Annotated in this window: 24 protein-coding genes; 17 read left to right on the top strand and 7 right to left on the bottom strand. The window is 61.9% G+C overall.

The features are described from left to right. The first annotated feature begins 56 nt into the window (after positions 1–56). The 14 genes from CAF77_RS15625 (at position 57) to CAF77_RS15555 (ending at position 10,682) form a co-directional block, all read left to right on the top strand. A complete protein-coding gene (locus CAF77_RS15625; protein WP_085655712.1) occupies positions 57–1,778 on the top strand; it encodes a GspE/PulE family protein in 1,722 nt (573 codons plus the stop codon). Beyond that, the gene (locus CAF77_RS15620; RefSeq protein WP_064378907.1) at positions 1,759–2,562 is read left to right on the top strand and encodes a hypothetical protein; all 804 of its coding nucleotides are present in this window, start codon (positions 1,759–1,761) and stop codon (positions 2,560–2,562) included. Before CAF77_RS15625 ends, CAF77_RS15620 begins: the two co-directional genes overlap by 20 nt. Position 2,563: 1 nt before the next feature. Continuing rightward, a complete protein-coding gene (locus CAF77_RS15615; RefSeq protein ID WP_007956129.1) occupies positions 2,564–3,109 on the top strand; it encodes a PilN domain-containing protein in 546 nt (181 codons plus the stop codon). Beyond that, positions 3,096–3,644, top strand: a complete 549-nt coding sequence (locus CAF77_RS15610) for a GspMb/PilO family protein (protein WP_064378908.1) — start codon at positions 3,096–3,098, stop codon at positions 3,642–3,644. The genes CAF77_RS15615 and CAF77_RS15610 overlap by 14 nt, the downstream gene beginning before the upstream one ends. After that, positions 3,644–4,162, top strand: coding sequence for a hypothetical protein (locus CAF77_RS15605; RefSeq protein WP_007956134.1), 519 nt, complete (start codon positions 3,644–3,646; stop codon positions 4,160–4,162). Before CAF77_RS15610 ends, CAF77_RS15605 begins: the two co-directional genes overlap by 1 nt. Further along, the gene (locus tag CAF77_RS15600) at positions 4,159–6,006 is read left to right on the top strand and encodes a secretin N-terminal domain-containing protein (RefSeq protein WP_011333433.1); all 1,848 of its coding nucleotides are present in this window, start codon (positions 4,159–4,161) and stop codon (positions 6,004–6,006) included. Before CAF77_RS15605 ends, CAF77_RS15600 begins: the two co-directional genes overlap by 4 nt. A gap of 2 nt (positions 6,007–6,008) precedes the next feature. Further along, positions 6,009–6,482 carry a type II secretion system protein gene (locus CAF77_RS15595; RefSeq protein ID WP_064378909.1) on the top strand — a complete coding sequence of 158 codons (474 nt, stop codon included), beginning with the start codon at positions 6,009–6,011 and terminating at the stop codon, positions 6,480–6,482. A 5-nt stretch (positions 6,483–6,487) separates the two neighbouring features. Next, positions 6,488–6,862 carry a type II secretion system protein gene (locus CAF77_RS15590; protein ID WP_011333435.1) on the top strand — a complete coding sequence of 125 codons (375 nt, stop codon included), beginning with the start codon at positions 6,488–6,490 and terminating at the stop codon, positions 6,860–6,862. Then, positions 6,837–7,376, top strand: a complete 540-nt coding sequence (locus CAF77_RS15585) for a type II secretion system protein (RefSeq protein WP_064378910.1) — start codon at positions 6,837–6,839, stop codon at positions 7,374–7,376. Before CAF77_RS15590 ends, CAF77_RS15585 begins: the two co-directional genes overlap by 26 nt. Then, positions 7,373–7,765: a curli production assembly/transport protein CsgE gene (gene csgE / locus CAF77_RS15580; RefSeq protein ID WP_064378911.1), complete on the top strand. Its 393-nt coding sequence runs from the start codon at positions 7,373–7,375 to the stop codon at positions 7,763–7,765. Before CAF77_RS15585 ends, csgE begins: the two co-directional genes overlap by 4 nt. Beyond that, positions 7,762–8,193 (top strand): curli assembly protein CsgF, encoded by a 432-nt coding sequence (locus CAF77_RS15575; RefSeq protein WP_007956141.1) that lies wholly within the window; start codon positions 7,762–7,764, stop codon positions 8,191–8,193. The genes csgE and CAF77_RS15575 overlap by 4 nt, the downstream gene beginning before the upstream one ends. 29 nt (positions 8,194–8,222) lie before the next feature. Next, positions 8,223–9,083, top strand: a complete 861-nt coding sequence (locus CAF77_RS15570) for a CsgG/HfaB family protein (RefSeq protein WP_064378912.1) — start codon at positions 8,223–8,225, stop codon at positions 9,081–9,083. 786 nt (positions 9,084–9,869) lie between these two features. Further along, a complete protein-coding gene (locus tag CAF77_RS15565; protein ID WP_064378913.1) occupies positions 9,870–10,253 on the top strand; it encodes a DUF6124 family protein in 384 nt (127 codons plus the stop codon). Between the two features lie 237 nt (positions 10,254–10,490). Next, positions 10,491–10,682, top strand: coding sequence for a hypothetical protein (locus tag CAF77_RS15555; RefSeq protein ID WP_064378914.1), 192 nt, complete (start codon positions 10,491–10,493; stop codon positions 10,680–10,682). A gap of 151 nt (positions 10,683–10,833) precedes the next feature. On the opposite strand, the gene CAF77_RS15550 is transcribed toward CAF77_RS15555, so the two are convergent. Next, positions 10,834–11,217: a hypothetical protein gene (locus CAF77_RS15550; protein WP_064378915.1), complete on the bottom strand. Its 384-nt coding sequence runs from the start codon at positions 11,215–11,217 to the stop codon at positions 10,834–10,836. A 96-nt stretch (positions 11,218–11,313) separates the two neighbouring features. Here CAF77_RS15550 and CAF77_RS29525 point away from each other — a divergent pair, with 96 nt between their 5' ends. Next, entirely contained in the window at positions 11,314–11,532 is a 219-nt protein-coding gene (locus tag CAF77_RS29525) for a hypothetical protein (RefSeq protein WP_064378916.1), read from the top strand. A 73-nt stretch (positions 11,533–11,605) separates the two neighbouring features. Here the strand turns inward: CAF77_RS29525 and CAF77_RS15540 are convergent, their stop codons facing one another. The 6 genes from CAF77_RS15540 to CAF77_RS15515 all read right to left on the bottom strand — a co-directional run bounded on the left by CAF77_RS15540 (position 11,606) and on the right by CAF77_RS15515 (position 17,984). Continuing rightward, positions 11,606–11,890, bottom strand: coding sequence for a type II toxin-antitoxin system RelE/ParE family toxin (locus tag CAF77_RS15540; RefSeq protein WP_080770598.1), 285 nt, complete (start codon positions 11,888–11,890; stop codon positions 11,606–11,608). Then, positions 11,880–12,086 carry a hypothetical protein gene (locus CAF77_RS15535; RefSeq protein WP_034152589.1) on the bottom strand — a complete coding sequence of 69 codons (207 nt, stop codon included), beginning with the start codon at positions 12,084–12,086 and terminating at the stop codon, positions 11,880–11,882. Before CAF77_RS15535 ends, CAF77_RS15540 begins: the two co-directional genes overlap by 11 nt. 268 nt (positions 12,087–12,354) lie before the next feature. Further along, a complete protein-coding gene (locus CAF77_RS15530) occupies positions 12,355–13,806 on the bottom strand; it encodes a curlin (RefSeq protein WP_064378917.1) in 1,452 nt (483 codons plus the stop codon). A 26-nt stretch (positions 13,807–13,832) separates the two neighbouring features. After that, on the bottom strand, positions 13,833–14,297 hold the full coding sequence (locus CAF77_RS15525; RefSeq protein ID WP_007956150.1) for a curlin: 465 nt from the start codon (positions 14,295–14,297) through the stop codon (positions 13,833–13,835). Positions 14,298–14,367: 70 nt separating this feature from the next. After that, entirely contained in the window at positions 14,368–16,602 is a 2,235-nt protein-coding gene (locus CAF77_RS15520) for an Ig-like domain-containing protein (protein ID WP_085655711.1), read from the bottom strand. Positions 16,603–16,637: 35 nt separating this feature from the next. Next, complete coding sequence (locus CAF77_RS15515; RefSeq protein WP_064378919.1) at positions 16,638–17,984, bottom strand: hypothetical protein; 1,347 nt, start codon at positions 17,982–17,984, stop codon at positions 16,638–16,640. Between the two features lie 413 nt (positions 17,985–18,397). Here CAF77_RS15515 and CAF77_RS15510 point away from each other — a divergent pair, with 413 nt between their 5' ends. Continuing rightward, positions 18,398–19,846, top strand: coding sequence for an ATP-binding protein (locus tag CAF77_RS15510; RefSeq protein ID WP_064378920.1), 1,449 nt, complete (start codon positions 18,398–18,400; stop codon positions 19,844–19,846). Between the two features lie 159 nt (positions 19,847–20,005). Further along, on the top strand, positions 20,006–22,813 hold the full coding sequence (locus CAF77_RS15505; protein WP_064384031.1) for a multicopper oxidase domain-containing protein: 2,808 nt from the start codon (positions 20,006–20,008) through the stop codon (positions 22,811–22,813). Positions 22,814–22,823: the final 10 nt, after the last annotated feature.

Below are 22,823 nucleotides of genomic sequence, written 5' to 3'. Positions count from 1 at the left end.
CGAATTCGCCTCCCGCGCCGTCAGGGCCTCAAGCCCCGGGTGTTGGAGAGCAAGCCATGGATCGTCTGTCCGTTGTCGTCGAACCGCTGTTGGTCAACCCTGCGCTGGAGGCCCAGACCCCGCCACGCTTTTCCAGTGAGCAACTGGCCCAGGCCCGGGCACGGGCCAGCACTTCCGGGGAACGGGTGCTCGATGCACTGGCCGTGCTCTGTGAACTGGCGCCGATGCCGTTCATTGCCAGCCTCGGCGCCACCCTGCATTACCCGGTGCTCGACACCGACACGCTGTTTCTGGCGACCCCGGTGTTCGACCGGGTCACCCTCGCGCAATGCCTCAAACGTGAATTCATCCTGCTGCGCCACAACGACGAAGTCGTCGGCGTGTTCGCCGACCCCTTCGACACGTCGCGCCTGGCCTGGATCGACGAATGCCTGCACGGCGCGCCGCTGTACCTGGTGCACGCCGACGACCTCAAGGCCTATCTGGCCCGCCACGAAGAAAGCTTCCACGCCGTCGAATCGCTCAACGCCCAGGCCGACGCCGGCAGCGAGACCGACACCCTGCAAAGCCTGTCGCTGACCAGCATCAGCGAAGACTCGAGCGTGGTGGTGAAACTGGTCAACTCGACCCTGTACGACGCGCTGAAAATGCACGCCAGCGACATCCACCTCGGCACCACCGGCCAGGGCCTGGTGATCAAGTACCGGATCGACGGCGTGCTGAACAACATCGGCAAGATCCAGGGCAGCGAGTTCGCCGAGCAGGTGATCTCGCGGGTCAAGGTCATGGCCGAGCTGGACATCGGCGAAAAACGCGTACCGCAGGACGGTCGCTTCAAGATCGGCATCAGCGGCCGGCAGATCGACTTCCGGGTGTCGATCATGCCGAGCATCTTCGGCGAAGACGCGGTGCTGCGGGTGTTGGACAAACAGGACCTGGCCGACAAGGTCTGCGGCGTGCAACTGCAAGCGCTGGGCTTTGAAGACGAAACCCTGCGCCAACTGCGTCGCCTGGCCGCCGAACCCTACGGCATGGTACTGGTGACCGGCCCCACCGGCAGCGGCAAGACCACCACGCTGTACGCGATGATCACCGAGATCAACCACGGCGTGGACAAGATCATCACCATCGAAGACCCGGTGGAATATCAGCTGCCGGGCGTGCTGCAAATCCCGGTCAACGAGAAAAAAGGCCTGACCTTCGCCCGTGGCTTGCGCTCGATCCTGCGCCACGACCCGGACAAGATCATGGTCGGCGAGATCCGCGACCCGGACACCGCACAGATCGCCGTGCAATCGGCGCTCACCGGTCACCTGGTGTTCACCACCATCCACGCCAACAACGTGTTTGACGTGATCGGCCGTTTTACCCAAATGGAAATCGACCCCTACAGCCTGGTTTCGGCGCTCAACGCGATTCTCGCCCAGCGCCTGATCCGGCTGGTGTGCAGCAGTTGCAGCACGCCGGTCAACCCGAGCGATGAAGAGTTGCGCGCCTCGGGCCTCGACCCACAGAAAGTCGATCACTACCACTTTGTCCACGGCAAGGGCTGCGGCCACTGCCGGGGCAGCGGCTATCGCGGACGCACGGCGATTGCCGAACTGCTGCACCTGGACGACGAACTGCGGCAGATGATCGTCGAGCGCCAACCCATCACCCAGATCAAAGCCCTGGCCTGCGCCCGTGGTTTGCGCCTGTTGCGCGAATCGGCGCTGGAGCTGGTGGAGCACGGTCGGACCACGCTGGAGGAGATCAATCGTGTCACTTTTATCGCGTGATCAATTCATCGCCGTGCTCGGCGCCAGTGGTGTCGGCCTCGGCCAGCGCCGGGGCAGCGACACCCTGTGGCTGGGCAGCGTCGGCTACATCGACGAAGGCTTTCAGAGCTACGCGGTGGCGCTGGACACCCTCGACCGTCTGCTCGGCGAACACACCCGTACCGGCGCCGAGCTGAGCGTGGTGATCTCCGGCCACTTCAGCCGTTTCTGCCTGGTGCCGTGGAGCGAGCAGATCAGCAGCCCTGACGAACTGCGCGGCTTCGCCCAACTGTGCTTCGAAGACCTGTTCGGCGCCCCGACCCAACCGTGGAGCCTGGTGCTGTCGGCCGAGCCGGCCGGGCATGACCGGATCGCCAGTGCCTTGCCGCAGGATTTGCTGGAACGCCTGCGCACGCTGGTCAGCGGTCGCGGCCTGCGCCTGCGTTCGGTGCAGCCGTACCTGATGACCGCGTTCAACCGTTTCGACAAAAGCCTCGACGCCGGTGACTTCCTGTTCATCGTCGCCGAACCGCAACGCAGCGTGTTGCTGCTGGCAAGGGAAGGGCGCTGGTCGTCGGTGCGCTCGGTGGGCGGCAGCGACAGCGACGCGGCACTCAGCGCGCTGATCGGTCGTGAACGGCAACTGCAAGCCTCCACCAGCGAACGCGCCTTCAACGTTTATCTGCACGCCCCGGCGCGGCTCGATGCGCAACCGGATGTGGCGGGGGTGCACCTGCGCACCCTCGAAGACAACTCGATGACCGTGCGTGACGCCTTGTACGTCATGTCCCGGGCGGTGGCCTGACATGCGCGCCTTGAACCTCGACTTCCAGCCACGTCCGCGTTCCGGCCCGTTGGGCTGGAGCCTGCTCGGCGGCGGTGTATTGCTCGCGCTGGTGTGCTTCGGCGTGCAGCAGCACCTCGGCGATCAGGCCGAGCAACAACAAGGTCACTTGCAACACACCCAGCGCCAGCTCACCGGCGACAGCGGCTCCAAGACAACGCTGAGCCCGGCGGAAACCCGCGAGCAGGCGCAGAACCTTGCTGAAATGCGCAAGGTCTCGCAGCAACTGCGCCGCCCCTGGGAACGCCTGTTCGCCATGCTCGAAGCCATGCCGCGCGACGACATCGCCTTGCTGACCCTGACCCCGGATGCGCGCAAGGGCCAGGTGCGGATCAGCGCCGAAGCCCGCGATCTGCAAGCGATGCTGGATTTCCACAAACGGCTGGAGGCCAGTGACGAGCTGTCCGACGTGTCGCTGCTGAGCCACGAGATCGTCGTCAAATCGCCGGAGCAACCGGTGCAATTCAACCTGTCGGCGACCTGGGAGATAGGCGATGCGAATCCCTAGACTGATCGTTCACGAATACCTGCAGGGTCTCGGCATTCCGGGCCTGGCCGGTCTGGCGCTGCTGCTGGTCACGCTGGCCTGGGCACTCGGCGGCTTGCTGCCGGGCTGGCAATCGCTGCAACAGCTCAGTCAGCAAACCCAGGAAGCCACCGAGTACCTGGCCAAGGTCGAGGACGGCAGCATCGCCCCGCCCGTGGTGCCGCAACGTCAGCTGGATGATTTCCGTAACAAGCTGCCGGCCCAGCCGCAAGCCACCGTCGCCATCGACCGCATCTACGCCCTGGCCGCGCAGGAGCACATCACCCTGGCGCGCGGCGAATACGCTCTCGGCGTCGATCCCAAGACCCATCTGGCGCGCTACCAGATCCTGTTGCCGGTGCGCGGCAGCTACCCGCAACTGCGCCGCTTCCTGCACGCCTTGCTCGGCCAGTTGCCGGCGGTGGTGGTGGAAGACGTCGAGTTTCAACGCAAGAAGATTGCCGACACCGACCTCAGCGGCCGGATCCGTATGACCCTCTACCTGTCGAGGTCGTGATGGACACCAAACGCATAACCGGCTGGGTGGCGTTCTTCGGGGTGGCGGCGGCGCTGGCCTGGTTGCCGGAGTATTTCTCGCCGAGCGACGAGGCGGATTCGACCGAAGTCGCCGTGGCCAGCCCGGCCAAAGCCAGCGCCCGTGGCGCCTTGCCCGCCAGCAGCGCCAAGGCGAATGCGGCGCCGATCAAGGACCTGAGCCCGGCCGGCGACCTGTTTGCGAGCAAATCCTGGAAGGCCGCGCCGACTCTGGCGACGGTCACCGAACAAGCGATCAACCCGACCCCGGTGGTACAAGCCCCGAGCCTGCCACCGGTGCCGTTTCAGTTCGTCGGCAGGCTGCATGACCGCAGCGACCTGCAGGTGTTCTTGCAGGACGGCGAGAAAATCTACGTCGTGCGCAGCGGGGATGTGATCGACGACACCTGGAAGATTGCGGCGATTTCCGATGTGGAACTGAGCCTGGTCTACCTGCCTTTGCATTTGTCGCAGACCTTGTCTGTGGGGAGTACGCAATGAACAGATCCCGTTTGCTGATGAGCCTCGGCCTGTGTGCCGGGCTGGCCGCGTGCAGTTCCGCGCAGGTCGCCAACAAGGAAGCCGCCGACCTGATCGATCAGGGGCAGTACGAGGCGGGCCTGGCCCGGATCGAGGAAGGCTTGCGGGAAAATCCGCGCGACACCGAGCTGCACCTGCTGCTCAACAGCGGCCGGGCCAAGGCGATCACCGCGCTGCTGACCTCCGGCGACACCGACCGCGCCCGCCGCGACTTCGCCTCGGCTCGCACCGCCTACAGCCGGGTGCTGACCATCGAGCCGAACAACCGCCGCGCCCAAGATGCCCTGCGCCAGCTCGACTACCTGCGCAGCATGGACGAGAAGCTGGAACTGGCCCGTGGCGACCTGCGCCGGGGCGACATCTACGGCGCCGACCGCCAGGTCAAACAGATCCTCGAACTCGACCCGAAAAACGACGGCGCGCTGGAGCTGCAAGGCAACATCCGTCTGGTGCAGAGCCGCAACGTGATCCAGTACCCGCAACTGCGCACCCGGCTCGACCGCCCGGTGACCCTGGAATTTCGCGACGCCAACCTCAAGACCATTTTCGAAGTGCTGTCGCAGGTTGCCGGCCTGAATTTCATCTTCGACAAGGACCTGCGTCCGGACATGAAAGCCACGATCTTCGTGCGTGACGTGCGCATCGAAGACGCCGTGCAACTGCTGCTGCAACAGAATCAGCTGCACCAGAAAGTGGTGAACGAAAACACCTTGCTGATCTTTCCGGACTCGCCGCAGAAGCTGAAGGATTACCAAGAGCTGGTGATGCGCACCTTCTACCTGACCAGCATCGACGCCAACACCGCGCTGAACATGATCAAGACCATGCTCAAGACCCGCGACGTGTTCGTCGACGAACGCCTGAACACCCTGACCATGCGCGACACCGAAGACGCCGTGCGCATGGCCGAGAAACTCCTGCAATCGCAAGACCAGTCCAACCCCGAAGTGGTGCTGGAAGTGGAAGTGATGGAAGTCGCCACCCAGCGCATTCTCGACCTCGGTCTGCAATGGCCAAACACCTTCGGTGTGGTCAACAGCGACGGTTCGGCGGTGACCATTCTCGATCAACTGAAAGGCATCAACTCCAGCCGGATTTCGATCTCGCCGTCGCCGCAAGCCAAGATCAACGCCCAGGACAACGACATCAACACCCTGGCCAGCCCGGTGATCCGCGTCAGCAACCGCGAACAGGCGCGTATCCATATCGGTCAGCGGGTGCCGATCATCAGCGCCACCTCAGTGCCATCCACTCAAGGCCCGGTGATCACTGAAAGCGTCACCTACCTCGACGTCGGTCTCAAGCTTGAAGTGCAACCGACCGTGCACTTGAACAACGAAGTAGCAATCAAGATCGCCCTGGAAGTGAGTAACGCCACGCCGCTGGAGCCGACCCGCCAAGGGACGATTCCGGTGCAGGTCGACACCCGCAACGCCCAGACTTCGCTGCGTCTGCATGACGGCGAAACCCAGATCCTTGCCGGCCTGATGCGCAACGACCACGGCGCCACCGGCAACAAGATTCCGGGCCTTGGCGACATTCCGGGTCTGGGTCGGTTGTTCGGCAGCAACAAGGACACTATCGGCAAATCGGAACTGGTGCTCTCGATCACCCCACGGATCGTGCGCAACCTGCCGTACCAGAGCCCGTCGGACATGGAATTCCCCACCGGCACCGAAACCAGCATGCACATCCAGGCGCCGGATCGCTCGCAAAGCTACTCGATGCCAGCGCCTGCCGCGCAGCCTCGTGCAGTCGGTGAAGCGGCCGTGGCCACCACCCGTGTAACCGTCGAGAAGCCTTGATCATGAACGCCTCCCAACGCGGTTTTACCTTGATCGAAGTCGTGGTGACGCTGGCCCTGATCGGCCTGCTGGCCGGCATGGCCGCGCCGCTGACCGAGACCCTGGTACGGCGTGGCAAGGAGCAGGAACTGCGCACCGCGCTGTATCAGATTCGCGATGGCATCGACGCCTACAAGCGAGCCTTCGATGCCGGCTACATCGAGAAATCCCTGAACAGCAGCGGCTATCCGCCGAACCTGAAAGTGCTGGTCGAAGGCGTGCGCGACGTGCGCAGTGCCAAGGGTGCGAAGTTCTACTTTCTGCGCCGGATACCGCGGGATCCGCTGGTGCCGGCCAAACGTGACGACAACGGCGGTTGGGGCCTGCGGGCCTACAACAGTTCGGCCCAGAACCCGCGCGATGGCGAGGACGTGTTCGACGTCTACTCCCTCGCCAGGGGCCGTGGCCTCAACGGCATCGCGTACCGCGAGTGGTGATTCTCATGCGCCGGGAAAAGGGTTTTACCTTGCTCGAGCTGATGGTGGTGATGGCGATCATCGCGACCCTGATGACCATCGCCTTGCCGCGCTACTTCAACAGCCTCGAGGCCTCCAAAGAGACCACGTTGCACCAGAGCCTGTCGGCCATGCGCGAGGCGCTGGATCACTACTACGGCGACACCGGGCGCTATCCCGATTCCATCGAGCAACTGGTGGAGATGCGTTACCTGCGCAACGCGCCGCTGGACCCGATCACCGAACGCAATGACCAATGGGTGCTGATCGCACCGCCGGACGGTGTGGCGGGCGGCGTCGCCGACATCAAGAGCGGAGCTACCGGGAGGGCGCGTGATGGCAGCCAGTATTCCGAGTGGTAAGCACGCGGAGCAGGGTGGGTTCACCTACCTGGGCGTGCTGTTCCTGATCGTGATCATGGGCATGGGCCTGGCCAGTGCCGGCGAGTTGTGGTCGACCGTGTCGCGCCGCGATCGCGAGAAGCAACTGCTGTGGGTCGGCACCCAGTACGCCCAGGCGCTGCGCAGCTACTACCGCAGTTCGCCGGGCCTGGCGCAGTACCCGAAAGAGCTGGCCGACCTGCTGCAGGACGAACGTTTTCCGGAAGCCCGCCACCATCTGCGCCAGCTCTACCCGGACCCGATCGGCGGCGGCGAATGGGCCCTGCAGCGGGGTTTCGACGGACGCATCACCGGCATCAACAGTGCCTCCACCGAGGTGCCGTTGAAGCAGGCGGACTTCCCGTCGCAGTGGTCGGATTTCGAAGGCATGCAGCGTTATTCGGACTGGCAGTTCGTGGCTGAAAAAGCCTTTCTCGATGGCACCAACGGCCCGGCGAAGGGCCAGTCGGCATTGCCACAGGCGTTGCAGCCATGAGCCGCCACGTGTGGTGCGCGTTGATCCTCGCGGCCGTGGCGTCTTTCGCCAGCGCCAGCGAAGAAGACGAAATGATGGGCTTCATCGTCGACGACACGATCTCGCACATCGGCCACGACTTTTACTACTCGTTCAGCGAGCGCCTGCGCGACACCAGCCGCATGGATTTCAACCTGGTGGTGCGCGAGCGCCCCGACGCGCGCTGGGGGAGCCTTGTGACCGTCGAGTATCAACAACGCCTGGTGTATCGGCGCTTCCTGCCGCCGAACACCGTGGAACTGAAGGACGAGGCCTACGCGGCCGCCGACTCGGTTCGACTGGAGGTCGTCCGGCGCAAGCTGGAAGCCTTGTTGCAGGACACCACCGACCTTGAGAAGGACGAACTATGAACACGACAACGTTCTCACGGCGCAGCGGATTCTGGATCTCGGGGTTGTTGATCGGGCTTGCCAGCGCCGCTGCCGTCCAGGCCACCGAACTGGTCTACACGCCGGTCAACCCGTCGTTCGGCGGCAACCCGCTCAACGGCACCTGGCTGCTCAACAACGCCCAGGCACAAAACGACCACGACGATCCGGATCTCAAGAAACGCTCGACGGTGGCCGGCACTTCGGCGCTCGAACGCTTCACCAGTCAATTGCAGTCACGGTTGCTGGGGCAACTGCTGGACAACATCTCCACCGGCAACACGGGGAGCCTGTCCACCGACGCTTTTATCGTCAACGTCGTTGATGACTCGGGGGCTCTCACGATCGAGGTGACCGACCGAGCGAGCGGCGAAGTTTCCGAAATTCAGGTGAACGGCCTCAACCCATGACGGGATGACGGTTCCGGGGAGTGATGGACATGAAAAAAATAATTGCGCTAGGGCTGATGTTGGCAGCATTACAAGGGTGCAGTCTGCGCGAGCCGATGCCGGCCGAGCAGGACACCGATACCCCGACCCTGACCCCCAGGGCCTCCACTTATTACGACTTGCTGAAAATGCCGCGCCCCAAAGGCCGGCTGATGGCGGTGGTGTACGGCTTCCGTGACCAGACCGGGCAGTACAAACCGACGCCGGCGAGTTCGTTTTCCACCAGCGTCACCCAGGGCGCAGCGTCGATGTTGATGGACGCGATGCAGGCCAGCGGCTGGTTTGTGGTGCTTGAGCGGGAAGGGCTGCAGAACCTGCTGACTGAACGCAAGATCATTCGCGCTTCGCAGAAGAAACCGAATACGCCGGTGAACATTCAGGGCGAGCTGCCACCGTTGCAGGCGGCGAACATGATGCTTGAGGGCGGGATCATCGCTTACGACACCAACGTGCGCAGCGGTGGGGAAGGGGCGCGGTATCTGGGGATCGATCTTTCCCGCGAGTATCGGGTGGATCAGGTGACGGTGAATTTGCGTGCGGTGGATGTGCGTAGCGGGCAGGTGCTGGCGAATGTGATGACCAGCAAGACGATTTATTCGGTGGCGCGCAGTGCGGGGATTTTCAAGTTTATCGAGTTCAAGAAGTTGCTTGAGGCTGAGGTGGGTTATACGACTAATGAGCCGGCGCAGTTGTGTGTGTTGTCGGCGATTGAGGCGGCGGTGGGGCATATGGTGGCGCAGGGGATTGAGCGGCGGTTGTGGCAGGTGGCGGGGGATGCTTCTACGCCTTCGCAGGATGATGTTTTGAATCGGTACCTGACTCAGAACAAGATTGATCCGGATGCGGAGTGAACGTGGCGGCCTTCGGGCCGACCAGGTTCTCTGGGTGGTTTGGGTGAATATCCGTTTTTTTGGGTGTTGCTGCTGGCGGTTCCGCCCTTACGGCGGGTCACTTTGGCAAACGCCCCAAAGTAACCAAAGGTCTGGGCCCCGGCGTTCGGCCCCTCGCTGGGGCTCGGGGTTCCTTCGCTCCGGGATTCATCCGGGGGCATCGCCTCCGGTTTGCTTCGCTGCACCTCCTCTCGATGTGTTTGGCTTCGCCAAACGGTCGCTGCGCTCCCACCCCCGGATGAATCCCTCCACTCAGCCTGCCGAAGGGGCCGGCACGTCAAGAGCGGTACTCGAGCTAACGCTCATCGTGTTGAGTGGTGAGAAGCGAAAAGCGAAAAGCGAAAAGCGGATTGCTTTTGCTTTGATCGTTCCCACGCTCCGCGTGGGAATGCAGCCCGGGACGCTCCGCGTTCCATTCTCGAATGTTTAAAAGTTGTGTCTGTTTCAGCGATCCTTCCCACAAGGTTTTCAGGTTGTCCGTCGGAAGCGCGGGCTCTAGCCTGTTTCGGTCGCTGCCAATTCAGCGATCGGGATTGGAAACCCCGACTAGAACCGAGCGCACAAGCGCTTTTCATAACGTATGCTTGCGCACCTTGAAAAGTGTGCACTCCGTTATGGCGGCTGTGCGCGGGAGACCTTCGGGTCAACCGGGTTCTCCGTTCCCCGGGTTTCCAGCCTGCGTACAGCTGCCACCCATTCGTTCGGAAACCGAATGGGCCAGCTTCATTTCAGGATCGGAGATTCACCATGTTCAAACCAACACCCAACCCACCCGAAACCCAAGCCAACCCCGAAACCGACCCAACCTCCCCATACACCTCCACCACCTCCAGAAAACTCCACGAAGCCGCCGAACGCGCGCTCGATCATTACCTCTGCCCCGGCGCCCACATCATGGGCAGCGTCAACGAACCCGCGCGGATGTACCTCGCCAACCCGGCCTACAACACCGAATCCCTGCTCGCCAACGCCAGCGAATCCCTGGGCTCTGCCAGCGAAATGCTAAACAACTTCGCCGCCACCCTCGACCCGGCCCACCGCAAGACCGCCCTGGGCATCGCCCAGATCCTCATGCTGGGTGAACTGGCCGTAAATCAGGCCTTGGATCACGTCGAACTGAACGATGAATAGCTCGGTACAGAAACCAAGTCCCTTCGAATCAGAACATAGTCGACTTACCTTGGAGGCGATGGACGATGTGGATGCTGATCGGGTGATTGACCATCAAACAGTGCTGGATTGGGCCGATTCTCTGATCTGTCCGGAGAAACCATTAGATAGTCCCCAATAGCTTGAAAACCATCAGAAACAAAAAAGAACGCGATCCAAGAACAAGGTCGCGTTCTTCACTTTCAATCCGGAACCACCATGGATCCCCTAATATCCACAATCGTTTCAGACTTCGAAAGCGAAGAGCAGGCCGCCAGCTACGACCGCTGGTTGATTGCCAAAGTACAGGCCTCAATCGATGATCCACGCCCCAGCATTCCGAATGACCAGGTGATGGCTGAAATGTGGGCCTTGATTGAAATGAAGCGATGCGCCAAAGCGCTGGGGTGAGAACTCGCCCAGCGACGATACGAAAAAAGCAAAAAACGGTTGGTCCTACGAATCGCCAATCTACGGTTCTGCCGGGTGCCCCAGCGACAGCAAACTCTCGCAAAATTCCTTCAAAATGAGACACAGGTGCCGAAATAAACTCCATCGTTGATCATGTAGGTGAAAGGTTTTTTTCGCCTTCCACAAACTCCATCACGTTCAATGCTGTGACAAGCGTACCTGCATAATTTAGAGATGCCGGAACCGCAGATAAGACCTTAAAGGAGTTTTCCGAACTTCCTGAATCAATGATTTCAGGTTTTGAGTCCACTGCGTTTTTCAGAGCGCCGATGGTGACGCCGGAAGAGCGGTCAACCGTAAATTGGCGACCTACGTATGCATTCTTGATTAACTGATATGTTGGTCCCTCATCGCCCATAGCCTGCGAGAACCTTTCAACGGTGCATATGTAGTCATCAGAGCCCGCTGCGGCCGTGACGGTACCGCTGATCAATAGCGTCAATGCGCACCAAATAGAAAATGAAGATATCTGCATCACAGTTCCTTTAATCTTGCTCCCAGCGAGAATAGATCACAGGTCTAGGTTTGGATGTCTGTTGGTATCGCTAGCTGATGGTTTGTCGAGGGATATATGGGCTATACACCACCAATGGATATCGAAAGCGCGGCTTACAAAGAATTCGTCGATCTATGGGATGTGGGTTTTTTTGAGAGTCAGCGATTGGGGCAAGCCTTCTACAACCATTTTCGCCTCCATCGGTTAACCGATCAGGCTTTGTTACAGGGGCTGTACGAGGCAGACGGCAAGAAGGCTCGAGCCGCTATAAGTCGTATATTTCATCTCAACTAGCTAAGTATTGAGATACAAAAAAACCGTACCTCCATGGGAAGCACGGTTTTTTGTGTTGAGACGAGGACGGGATCTAACTGGGGTCGCGTCGAGGGTATTCCTGACGCGCATGCAAGATGCTCACAATCTCAATTCGGTCCGCCACTTGATAGACGACGAGATAGTTCGGGCTTACCACAATCTCCCGAGTGCCGGGAGAGCGACCTTTGCGATACAGGTGTGGATGCCAAGGAAGCGCGGATGTAGTTTTTACGACTGACTTATGAAGAGCTGTCGCCGCTACAAAATTTCGCTCGCCAATGTACTTCAGTATTTTCGAGAGTTCGACCCGAGCCTTGGGTCGCCACTTAATCTGCATCAGCGCTTTTGCGCATTGATTCCATCAAGGCGTTTATTTCCTCCATCACTTGCTCATGGGGAATACTCGGACGCGGATCATCGAGAGAGGCCTGTACTTCGGCCCGAAACCAACGGTCATAACTCGCAGCCTGTTCCTCAGGATCAAGATCCGAAACAACCGGGCACAGTGGGTCGATCAAAGACGGGTCGATCATGGAACCTCCGGGTTGGGTGCCTGGAAGTCTATTCGGTAACGGTATCGCTGTCGTCGCTGTCTGGATGAATTGCATGTAGGCCAAGCTCCATGGGGATCAAGTTGTCCCGGCAAATCCTAGAGCCTGCACTTCCGACGGCCAACCGCCAGAATTCGTCAGAAAACTCCCCGAATTTCTGAAAACGTTCCGTTTTCCGTAGGACGCCACTCAAGCGTCAGCGCAAAAAAAAACCGCGACCTCAAGATCGCGGTTTTCCAACACCCAACACTTACTGCTGCAAAACCGTCGCCTGGTTAGCCGACCCGAACTGCTGAATATTCGCGGTCTGCGTCATCCCGCTCTGATCCACATTGGCAATGTTCCCGGTGCCGCCCTGGGTTACATACGCCACGTTCATGGTGTCAGCCTGTTTGACGGTGATCATGTTGTCGCTGCCATACAGCTGCGCGGTGTAGGCCTGGTTGCCGGTGCCGGATTGATCGAACTCGGCACTGTTGCCGGAGCCGTTCGATGAGCCCTGCACCAGGTTGGTGGTGCCGCGTTGGTCGGCGATGAGGATGTTGTCGCTGCCGTTTTGATCGAAGTACAGCTCGTTGTAGGAATCCGCCTGGCTGACCGTCGTCTTGTTGCCAGTGCCGGTCTGATTGGTGGTCATGATCTGGCCGATGCCGTCCTGGGTGAAGCTGGCGATGTTGCCGTTGCCGGTCTGATTGACCGTGGCGCGTTGGTTGCTGCCGAACTGGCCGCCATGTTGCGGGCCTTTCCAGTTGCTGGCGTAGACCTTGTTGTCGTTGCCCACCGAGGTGGCGTTAAGGGTTTGGCTGTCGCCGTTCTGGTAGGTGAAGTGCACGTTACCGTTGCCGACTTGATACAGGGCCAGGGTCGAGTTGACCGATTCGAACTGGTCGGCATAGATGGCGTTGGTGTTGCCGACCTGGGTGACGGCGGCGGTGTTGTTTTCGCCGAAGCTTTGGTCGACCACGGTTTCGTTGCTGTCGCCGTACTGGTTGACGGTGGCCTGGCTGGCCAGTTGCGAGTCTTGCCAGATTTCGGTGCCGTTGAGGTTGCCGAACTGGTTGATGGTGATGTTGCCGCCGGTGCCGTTGCGCTGGTCGCCGTAGGCGTAGTTGCCTTCGCCGGCCTGGTTGATGCCGATCTGGCCACCGTTGTGCAGGACCTGTTCGGCGGTGCCGTAGTTGGCGGTGCCGTACTGGGTGATCACCGAGCTGTTGCCGGTGCCTTCGTACAGTTGCTCGATGTTGGCTTCGTTGCTGTCGCCGAACTGGAAGGTCTTGCCTTCGCTGCCGTTCTGCGAGTCCTGGTAGACGAACGAGAAGTTGCCGCTGCCTTGCTGTTGTTGCAGGGCCTGGTTGCCGGCGCCGAAGCCGAGGGACTGGCTGGCGTGGGCGGTGTTGAAGGCACCGGTCTGTTGTTGGGTGATGGTGCTGTTGTCTTCGAAAAGCTGCTCTGCGTAACCGGCGTTGTAGTCACCGACCGCGTCCTGGGTGATGACGCTGGTGGCGGTGTCTTGCACGGCGGCGGCGTTGTTGCCCTGGCCGAGTTGGGTTTGGGTCGCGGTGCTGAACGGGGCCTGGGTCTGCTTCACATCAGCGATGTTGGCCGTACCGAACTGGCTCTGGGTGGAAAGGCTGTCGTCGGCCATGGCCTGGGCACTGATCATGACCAGGATGGCGGCGGTGAGGGGCGTCAGTTTGAACATGATGAACTCTCCGATGATTGCAGTGCTTAGCGATATTGCTTGACCGAAACGCTCATGCCGTTGCCCGACTGGGTCACGGCGCTTTGCAGCCCCGTGCCGGCCTGCTCGATGCTGGCGTCGTTGTTGTTGCCGTTTTGCGAAATCTGCGCACGGTTGTGGCTGCCGGTTTGCGTGATGGACGCGGCGTTGCCGGAGCCGTTTTGCGTGATCAAGGCCATCAGGTCGCTGCCTTGTTGCAGGATGTACGCCTCCTGATTGCTGCCCGACTGCACGATCTTGCCCAGCAGCGACTGACCGTTTTGCGACAGCAGGGCGAGGTTGACCTGGCCGTTCTGGTCGATCAGGGCTTGCTGGCCCACGGGCGGCGGCAGTTCGCCGAGATCGGCGCTGTTGGGCGCCAGGTCGTCGTTTTCCATCAGGTCGTCGGCGCGCACGCCCGCACTGACGCACAGGGCGAGCAGGCAAAGCAGGGCGGCGGTCGGCGTGTTCATGGCAAATATCCTCTCGGGCGTTAACCGTTGAGCGTTGCCCCGCCTGCCCGAAAGCAGGCGGGGCACTGGCTCAGAGCGTGGTCACCGACACCGTCCGCACGGTGCCCTGGGACGAACGGATAGTGGCGGTCGGGTTGGCTGATGGCACGACCAGCGTGTTGTTCAGCGTCAGCCGCCAGCGTCCGGTCACCGGTACCGTGGTGGTGCCCAGCGTTACCAGCCCGGTCGGAGTGGTGACCTGCACGGTGATGGTGTTGCCGGTGGTCACCGACGAGGTACCGGCGAAGTCCCAGTTGAAGCGGCCGCCGGAACGGGCCTGCACGGTCGAGGTGGTGATCGTGAAGGTTTCCGCCGCTGGCCGTGGCGACACTTGCACCGTGACGGTCGCCGGCGTCGACTTGGCGCCGAAGCTGTCCCGGGCGATGTAGGTGAAGGTCGTGGTGAAGGCTGTGGTCACGGTGGCCGGTGGGGTGTAGGTGATCACCGTGCCGTCGGTGCTGACCGTGCCGCGTCCTGCCGGCGGTTGGGTCAGGCTGGCGACGCCCAGCGGTGTGTTGCCTTCCGGATCGGTGTCGTTGGCCAGGACGTTGATCGGGATCGCGACACCCAGCGTGGCGACGCTGTCGGCGACGGCGGTCGGTGGCCGGTTAGGTGCGACGGTCACCGTCACGGTCGCCGGATTGGCCGAGGCCAGGCCTTTGCTGTCTTGCGCCTTGTAGGTGAAGGTGGTGGTCAGCGGAGTATTGACCACGGCTGGCGGGGTGTAGACCACCGACGTGGTGCCGTTCAGGGCCACGGTGCCTTGGCCGGCTGCCGGTTGAGTCAGCGCGGTGATCGTCAGCGGCACGTTGTTGTCCGGGTCACTGTCGTTGGTCAACAGGCTGAGGGTGATCGGCACGCCGAAGCTGGTGCTGCCGGTGTCGGCGTTGGCCAGTGGCGCCTGGTTCTCACCGGTGTCCGGTGCTGCACCGACCACTACGACTGGCTCGGTATCGCTGCCGCCGGCGGCGGATTTGACCGTCACGGTGGCGGGTGGCTGGGTCAGGTCGGCCACGGTGATTTTTTGCAGGGTGCCGGTTTTCGACAGACGTCCGTAGCCTTGGGCAACCATATCCGGCACCGCGACTTCATCTGTCGAAGTGGCTTCGATCAACAGGCTGTGGTTGGCCCAGCTGTAGCGGGCGGTCTGGATTTTCACCACGTCGGTGAGCTTGGCCGAGACAGCCGTCGGACGGGTCGTGCCGGCCGGGTTGGTCGCGGTCACGACCACCACCGACGGCAGGGTGCCGGTGCCCAGGCGCTGGCCAAAGAACAGCCCGTTGTTGTCGCCCAGCAGACTGGTCTGGCACGGCGTCGGTGGTGGGCCGGGGAGCAGCGCCAGGGTTTCGCGGAAGCACAGGGTCGAGCTGCTGTCGGCCTTGGCGAACACTTCGGCGCGCACACCGGCCGAGGTACGGCGATAGGTGGCGCGGTCGACGGCGACGTGGGTTTGCTGACGATTGTCGAGGACCTTGCCGGCGACGGTGAACAGGTTGGTCTGAATCGAGCCAACACCCGACGGGCCGTCGATCCGCAGGAAGTTGGTGTTGAACGGGCTGCCGGTCACCGCTTCGGTGAGGTTCGGGTCGCCGACGAAAGTTTCGATGCCGCCGGTGTCCGGGTTCACTTCGGTATACGGGCCGTTGATGCTGCGCAGGAACGGGCCGATGGCGCCGTTGAGCGCTCCGCTGAAGTTGCCCGGCGCACCGATGCCGATGTCTTTGGTGATGTTGATCGCCCGCCTGCCAGGGGTGGTGACGTTGACGGTTTCAACGCCGTACGGGTGGGTGATGGTGTAGGTGCCGGCCACCGGGACGTTCACCCGGATGCGGATCCGCGCGAAGCTTTGCTGATCGCCATCTACCGGATTCCCCGAGGCGAACGCCGCTTCAATCCCCGCCACGTAGGCATCCACGCCGAAACCGGCGCCGTTGTTCGGGATGGCGGTTTCAGCCAGGAACCAGAACGCCTCTGGCGGCCAGTTGTCGGGGAACACCATCGGCAGGGTGTCATCGAACACGCCCGGTTCCGGCAGCAGGGTGCACATGTAGGCCGGCGGGGTGCTGACCGGCACCCGCGAACTGGCGGCGCGGGACTGGCAGAGCTCCATCGACAGCAGGTTGTTGTCCTGGTACCACATCGGGAATTTCCCGGTGGCGAAGGTGTAGGGGCCGGGATCGACGGCGGCCAGTTGCGCGAACGCACTGCCGGTCAGCGAGATTGTCAGCCCGAGCGCGTTGAGCGCGAAGCGTGGCCACTTGTTCATGATGCCTCCTGATGCGGATCTGGGCATGTGAGCGTTCATTGCACGATGACCACTTCTTCGGTATCGCTGCCGCCGTTGGACGACGTCACCCGAACCTTGGCCGGTGGTATCGGCGTGATCCCGGTGGCCAGGGTTTTCTCCGCACCGTCGCCACCCAGCGCACCGATAGCGGCGCCGGTGTCGGAGGTGGCGGTGAGCACCGGTGGCGAGGTTTCGTCACTGGTCGTGGCCACCACGGTCAATTGCCCGGAACTGAGGCTGTACTCGGCGCGCTGGATCACCACCAGGTCGGTCAGGGTCATGGGCAGGGTGGTCGGCGAGCTGGTGGCGATCGCCAGGTGGTTGTCGGCGGTCACTTGCAACACGGCCGGCAAAGTCGGGTTGACCGCCGATTGCGCATACCAGCTGCCGGTGCTGTCGGCTTCTGTCATGTTCACCACGGGCGTGCTGCTGGTGATGGCCGCGGTGCCCGGTGCCGGCGGGGCTTTGACGAACACGTCTTGTTGGGCCACTGGTGCGCTTTCACCGGGCTTGCGCGAGTAGGTGCTGCGCTCAGTGATCAGAGGCGTTGGCCGCACCACTGTCGACAACTTGCCGGACACGGCGAAAGTCGTGCTGCGCAGGTCGATGCCACCGGGGCCTTCGATGCGTACGAAGTTGGTGTTGAACGGGCTGCCGGTTACGGCCTCATTGAGGTTCGGATCGCCCACGAACTGCTCGGCCGCACCGGTCAAAGGGTTGGTCTCGGTGTAGGGCCCGTTGACGCTGCGCAGGAACGGACCGATGTCGCCCTTGAGCGCGCCGTCATAGGTTTGCGGAGTGCCGATGCCGATGTCGCGGGTCATGTTGATCGCGCGCCGGCCGGGGGTGTCGACGGTGAACACATCGACGCCGTACGGGTGGGTGATAACGTAGGTGCCGGCGGTGGGCACATCGACCCGGATGCGGATCCGCGCGAAGCTGATCTGGTCGCCCTCCACCGGATCACCGGCGGCAAAGGCAGCTTCGACGGCGCTGACGTAAGTCAGATTGATGCCGCGTGCCGCATCGACGATGGAGGTATCGCCAGTGAACCAGAAGGCTTCATCGGGGAAGTTGGTGGGGAATACGAGCGGCTGCGTGTCATCGAACACGCCGGGGGTCGGCAGCAGCGAGCACATGTACGACGGGGCGCCGGGTGTGCTCGGTACGCGGGAGCTGAGTGCTTTGGACAGGCACAGATCCAGGGTGCGACCGTGGGTGTCCTGATACCAGCTGGCGAAACCGCCATTGGCCGGCGTGTAGGGACCCGGGTCGACGGCGAACAGAGCGGCCTGGGCAATGCCCTGGGCCAAAGCGCTCACGACCAGGACGGTCGCGGTTTTGGACAGTAAAGGGTGCATGAGTTAATCCCTCTATCAAAGTACCTGCCCCTTGGGGATGGGTCAGTTGCAGAGGGGCTTTACAACTTCCATACCAACGACCGACCAACCGGCGGCAAAGGCCCGTGGCGCAAGGCTTGGCGGCTTGTCGCGCAGGTTGTGGATACAGCGTGCATAGGGCGACATCCCCCAGCATTGGGGATTGTGGGGCGGGCGCTGCGCAAAAAACTGTGGGAGCTGGCTTGCCAGCGATGGCGTCGTGTCAGTCACTACTTTGGGCACTGGAAGTCCGCTATCGCTGGCAAGTCGAATCGTCGCACCGCAGCTCCCACAGGGTTTTGTGGTTATCCGGGTGGCTTGTGGGGCACCCGCATCCGGGCAAACACCCAACCGTGGGCTATAACCCTATAGGGACGTATCGGGAAGTCGCCGCCATGAACATGCAGTCAAAAACGCTACCGGTCGAGGAGGGCAGCCAGCGGCTGAACTCGCGCAAGCAGCCGTTTAACCTGTTGCGCTGGTTTTCATTGATCAGCATGGCGGTGATCGGCACCGTGGCGGTGGCGCTCGGGGCGGTGTCGACACGGTTCGTGATCGAAGAAAGCGTGCAGCGCGATGCCCTGCTGACCGCGCAGTTCATTCAGGCGATTGCGTCGGCGGAAGTGCGCCATGTCTCGATCCCCAATATCCGCACCATGGGCGAGTTGCTCGACCCTCGTCAGGACAACGATTTTCCCGATGTCGACCCGCAGGCCCGGGCCAGCGCCAGAGGTGAGTTTCTTGATCACATCGAGCATTTGCCGGATGTGATCCTCGCCAACATTTATGCGCCGGACCGTACCGTGATCTGGTCGACCAACCCGGCGCTGGTCAACACCCGCATTCATGCCGACGAAGACCTCGACCGGGCGTTCGATCAGAGGATCCCGGTGTCGGCGAGTTACCACAACGTAGACAAGGGCCGTGAAGAACAGAAGTTCGTGGTGCCGCCGGAATACATCTTCATTGAAAACTACATTCCACTGTTCGACGCCGAGGGCAAGAACGTCACGGCGATGGTCGAGATCTATAAGGAGCCCAAGGACCTGATCGCCCGCATGGAGCGCGGTCTGGCGCTGATCTGGCTGGCCACCGCGCTGGGCGGCGGGCTGATTTACCTGGGGTTGTACTGGATCGTGCGTCGGGCGGCGATTCTGCTGGCAGCCCAGCAGAAACAACTGATCGCCAACGAAACCTTTGTCGCGCTGGGCGAGATGTCTTCGGCGGTGGCCCACAGTCTGCGCAACCCGCTGGCGACCATTCGCTCGAGCGCCGAGCTGGCCCTGGAATTCGATGCGGGGCCGGCGCAGAAGAACGTCAAGGACATCATCGGCCAGGTCGATCGCATGTCGAAGTGGGTGCGCGAACTGCTGCAATCGCTGCGACCGCTCAATGACGACCCGGAACCGGTGAACCTGGTGGCGGCGCTGCACGACAGCCTGATGGCGTTCGAGCAGCAGATTGCCAAGGCTGGCGTGCACGTGGTGTTTCAACCTCAGCAGACGCCGATGGTGCTGAGCCATCCGGTGCAGCTCACACAAATCCTCAACAGCCTGCTGGCCAACGCGCTGGAAGCGATGGACAAGGGCGGCACACTGACCATCACCCTCGAACCGAGCGACAGCCGTGGCGTGAGCGTCATGCTCAGCGATACCGGCAAAGGCATGAGCGAAGAGCAGCGCAGCATGGCGTTCCGGCCGTTCTTCACCACCAAACAGGGCGGCCTCGGGGTGGGGCTGGTGCTGGTCAAACGGATCATGGAGCGCTTCGGCGGAGGCGTAAGCCTCGACAGCCGGGAAGGCAAGGGCACCACCGTTCGTCTGGCGTTTCAACTCATTCAGTAAATTGGGGTGAACTTCTCCCCAGCAGTGGGTGTCAGGCCCCAGTCACCGGGGAGTGGGGCATGCAACAGCGCTCGCAAGCCCCTGTAACAACTGGAAATGATTTTTTGGCGAGTTAATTGCAAAACACCATCACCCCTTCCTTAGATGAGGCGGCTGATGATGGACAGAGCAATGCGTGACCCCAAAAAGCTGTTCCTGTTGACGCCACTGAGCGTCTTCTTGATGTTGGCCCTTGGCCAGATGACCGGGGTGCGAGCGAGCCCGATCGACGACGAGAATCAGCCGGAAGCGTCCGACCCGTCGGCCTATTACGACGAGCCCGAAGACCGCGCTGGCGCGCTCAATGCAATCCTGACGATGCCCGAGGCCAACTTAGACTCCTTCGATCTGCCTGACGGGGTCAAAGGCACGCGCAATACGACGCGCATGGAAAACATCCTGCCGCCCACCGTCCAGACCAGTTTCAATTACCCCACCAACGGCAAGCCGAGCCCGCTGTACGGTGCCCAGCCGTTCACTCAGCAACTGGTGCTGTTCGAAGAGTTCGGTCCGGAAAAACTCGACCCGACCACACCGGCTGCGCCGTTGAGTTTCCCGCCGGCCGCCATCGGCCCGGCGCCGGCGCAAGACCCGAACAACATCGCCCGCAGCGCGCCTCCCGGCACGGCGCTGGATGCGTTTTTGCGTCAACCGGGGCTCACGCCATTTCCGAGCCAGTATGCCAACACGGTTGACCGCAACCCTTGGCAGGCGCAGATCGAACTGTTTCTCAACCGTCACATCGGTTCCTCCGCCGAAGGCCGGCCACCGGGAAAAGGCTGGGCTCATCAGCGCTGGAACGAGTTTTACCCGCAAGTCGCTTACAAGACCGTGCAGACCGGCGCGCGGCTGAACGGTGGTCTGCGTGACAGTCGGCAGATGCACGGTTACGCCGTCGGCGAGTTCGGCCCCGGCGGCCTGTACCACAACGTCGCGGGCGTGCCGGCGACCGATGGCACGGCCAAGGGTGTCGACCCACGGTTCCACCCGGCGATGCCGGTGCAGGATCACAACTCGGTGTGGACCTTCGACGGCACGCTGCCGCCGAAACTGTTGATGGTGCGCTACGGCCAACCGGTGCTGATGCGGCATTACAACGGCTTGCCGATCGATCCGTCGGCCAACCGTGGTTTCGGTCTGCACACCATCACCACCCATGAGCACAACGGCCATGCGCCAGCAGAAAGCGACGGTTATGCCAACGCGTTCTTCTTCCCCGGCCAGTTTTACGACTATCGCTGGCCGATCCAGCTCGCCGGTTACGACAGCATCAACACCAAGGCCGAAGATCCGCGCGCCGCGTTTCCCTGCGCACCGGGGGAAACCCTGTGGGTCAACGACCTGCAACCTGCGAAAAAGACCTGCGACCACGGCACCATCAAGATTCGTGGCGACTGGCGCGAAACCATGAGCACCCACTGGTTCCACGACCACATGCTCGATTTCACCGCGCAGAACGTCTACAAGGGCAACGCGGCGATGATGAACTACTACAGCGCCTTGGACCGTGGCAACGAATCGGTGAACGACGGCGTCAACCTGCGTTTCCCCAGCGGCAGCGCCTTGCCGTGGGGCAACCGCGACTACGACGTCAATCTGGTGTTCGCCGACAAGGCCTGGGATCAGCAGGGCCAGTTGTGGTTCAACCCGTTCAACACCGACGGCTTCATCGGCGATCAGGTGCTGGTCAACTGGCAATGGAAACCGACCCTCGACGTGCGGGCGCGCAGTTATCGCTTCCGCCTCCTCAATGGTTCGGTGTCGCGCTACTTCAAGCTCGCCCTGGTGCGTGAAGTCAAAGGCACCAGTGGTGAGTTCCAGGGACCGAGAAACTCCGGTGTGTCCTACAGCCGCGTGCCGTTCCACATGATCGCCAACGACGGCAACATCATGGAACACAGCGTACCGTTCGACGGCACGATGGACCTGGATGCCGACGGCGACAAGCAGAACCACAACGCGATTCTGCCGACCCAGGGCATCGCCGAGCGGTTCGACATCATCGTCAACTTCGCGAAAAACGGCATCAAGCCGGGCGACAAGCTGTTCTTCGTCAACCTGCAAGCCCAGGACGACGGCAAGGGCCCGAAAGAAGTGATCCCGCTGGCCGACGTGCTGTCGGAGAAATACCTGGCAGTCATCAAACAGACCAGCAAGGGTCCGCAATGGGATCGGGGTGACCCGGTGGTAGGCAAGGTCCTGCAACTCAACGTCAAGGCTTATACCGGCCAGGATCTGTCGATGAACCCGGCGGCCTACGAACCGGCCAAACCGGGCAAGGCGGAAGGCCTGGTGATGATTCCGCTGAAGATCCACCGCGACAACGCTGCCGACAAGGCGTTGCTGGCCAAGGCGCTGCACCGGACCTTCACCTTCGGTCGCGCCGACGGCACCGATGAAGCGCCGTGGACGATCAAGACCGATAGCGGTTTCGGCTTCCACATGGACCCACGCCGGTTGAATGCCTCGACCAAACTGGCCAGCGGCCCGACCGACGCCGGAGTCAGCGGCATCGGCACCCTGGAAGTGTGGAACATCAAGGCCGGCGGCACGGGCTGGAGCCATCCGGTACACGTGCACTTCGAGGAGGGGATCATCCTCAGCCGTGGCGGCAAGGCCCCGCCTGAATGGGAAAAATGGGCGCGCAAGGACGTCTACCGGATCGGTTCGGAGGCCGACGGGCTGGACAACGTCGAGATGGCGATCAACTTCCGCGAGTTTGCCGGGACCTACATGGAGCACTGTCACAACACCCAGCATGAGGACAACTCGATGCTGCTGCGTTGGGACCTCGAGAAACCCGGGCAACTGCAGTTGATGCCGACACCGTTGCCGAGCTGGGATGGCGTGCGCTACGTCAACTCCGCTGCGCTGCCAACCTTCCGCACTGGCGACGGCTTCGGCCCGCAAGTGACCGTGAAACCATGAAAAGGGAGGG

Source organism: Pseudomonas sp. R15(2017), from assembly GCF_002112685.1.
GTDB classification, from domain to species: Bacteria; Pseudomonadota; Gammaproteobacteria; order Pseudomonadales; family Pseudomonadaceae; genus Aquipseudomonas; species Aquipseudomonas glycinae.
This window is presented reverse-complemented; position numbering and strand designations above follow the sequence as displayed.

What these genes read in the sequence shown, in the direction of transcription:
- CAF77_RS15590 (WP_011333435.1), top strand. Translation starts at nt 6,488, where the DNA reads ATGCGCCGGGAAAAGGGTTTTACCTTGCTCGAGCTGATGGTGGTGATG.
- CAF77_RS15575 (WP_007956141.1), top strand. Translation starts at nt 7,762, where the DNA reads ATGAACACGACAACGTTCTCACGGCGCAGCGGATTCTGGATCTCGGGG.
- CAF77_RS15530 (WP_064378917.1), bottom strand. Translation starts at nt 13,806, where the DNA reads ATGTTCAAACTGACGCCCCTCACCGCCGCCATCCTGGTCATGATCAGT.
- CAF77_RS15610 (WP_064378908.1), top strand. Translation starts at nt 3,096, where the DNA reads ATGCGAATCCCTAGACTGATCGTTCACGAATACCTGCAGGGTCTCGGC.
- CAF77_RS15570 (WP_064378912.1), top strand. Translation starts at nt 8,223, where the DNA reads ATGAAAAAAATAATTGCGCTAGGGCTGATGTTGGCAGCATTACAAGGG.
- CAF77_RS15550 (WP_064378915.1), bottom strand. Translation starts at nt 11,217, where the DNA reads ATGCAGATATCTTCATTTTCTATTTGGTGCGCATTGACGCTATTGATC.
- CAF77_RS15515 (WP_064378919.1), bottom strand. Translation starts at nt 17,984, where the DNA reads ATGCACCCTTTACTGTCCAAAACCGCGACCGTCCTGGTCGTGAGCGCT.
- CAF77_RS29525 (WP_064378916.1), top strand. Translation starts at nt 11,314, where the DNA reads ATGGGCTATACACCACCAATGGATATCGAAAGCGCGGCTTACAAAGAA.
- CAF77_RS15605 (WP_007956134.1), top strand. Translation starts at nt 3,644, where the DNA reads ATGGACACCAAACGCATAACCGGCTGGGTGGCGTTCTTCGGGGTGGCG.
- CAF77_RS15520 (WP_085655711.1), bottom strand. Translation starts at nt 16,602, where the DNA reads ATGAACAAGTGGCCACGCTTCGCGCTCAACGCGCTCGGGCTGACAATC.
- CAF77_RS15615 (WP_007956129.1), top strand. Translation starts at nt 2,564, where the DNA reads ATGCGCGCCTTGAACCTCGACTTCCAGCCACGTCCGCGTTCCGGCCCG.
- CAF77_RS15595 (WP_064378909.1), top strand. Translation starts at nt 6,009, where the DNA reads ATGAACGCCTCCCAACGCGGTTTTACCTTGATCGAAGTCGTGGTGACG.
- csgE (WP_064378911.1), top strand. Translation starts at nt 7,373, where the DNA reads ATGAGCCGCCACGTGTGGTGCGCGTTGATCCTCGCGGCCGTGGCGTCT.
- CAF77_RS15625 (WP_085655712.1), top strand. Translation starts at nt 57, where the DNA reads ATGGATCGTCTGTCCGTTGTCGTCGAACCGCTGTTGGTCAACCCTGCG.
- CAF77_RS15585 (WP_064378910.1), top strand. Translation starts at nt 6,837, where the DNA reads ATGGCAGCCAGTATTCCGAGTGGTAAGCACGCGGAGCAGGGTGGGTTC.
- CAF77_RS15540 (WP_080770598.1), bottom strand. Translation starts at nt 11,890, where the DNA reads ATGCAGATTAAGTGGCGACCCAAGGCTCGGGTCGAACTCTCGAAAATA.
- CAF77_RS15525 (WP_007956150.1), bottom strand. Translation starts at nt 14,297, where the DNA reads ATGAACACGCCGACCGCCGCCCTGCTTTGCCTGCTCGCCCTGTGCGTC.
- CAF77_RS15600 (WP_011333433.1), top strand. Translation starts at nt 4,159, where the DNA reads ATGAACAGATCCCGTTTGCTGATGAGCCTCGGCCTGTGTGCCGGGCTG.
- CAF77_RS15505 (WP_064384031.1), top strand. Translation starts at nt 20,006, where the DNA reads ATGGACAGAGCAATGCGTGACCCCAAAAAGCTGTTCCTGTTGACGCCA.
- CAF77_RS15555 (WP_064378914.1), top strand. Translation starts at nt 10,491, where the DNA reads ATGGATCCCCTAATATCCACAATCGTTTCAGACTTCGAAAGCGAAGAG.
- CAF77_RS15510 (WP_064378920.1), top strand. Translation starts at nt 18,398, where the DNA reads ATGAACATGCAGTCAAAAACGCTACCGGTCGAGGAGGGCAGCCAGCGG.
- CAF77_RS15565 (WP_064378913.1), top strand. Translation starts at nt 9,870, where the DNA reads ATGTTCAAACCAACACCCAACCCACCCGAAACCCAAGCCAACCCCGAA.
- CAF77_RS15535 (WP_034152589.1), bottom strand. Translation starts at nt 12,086, where the DNA reads ATGATCGACCCGTCTTTGATCGACCCACTGTGCCCGGTTGTTTCGGAT.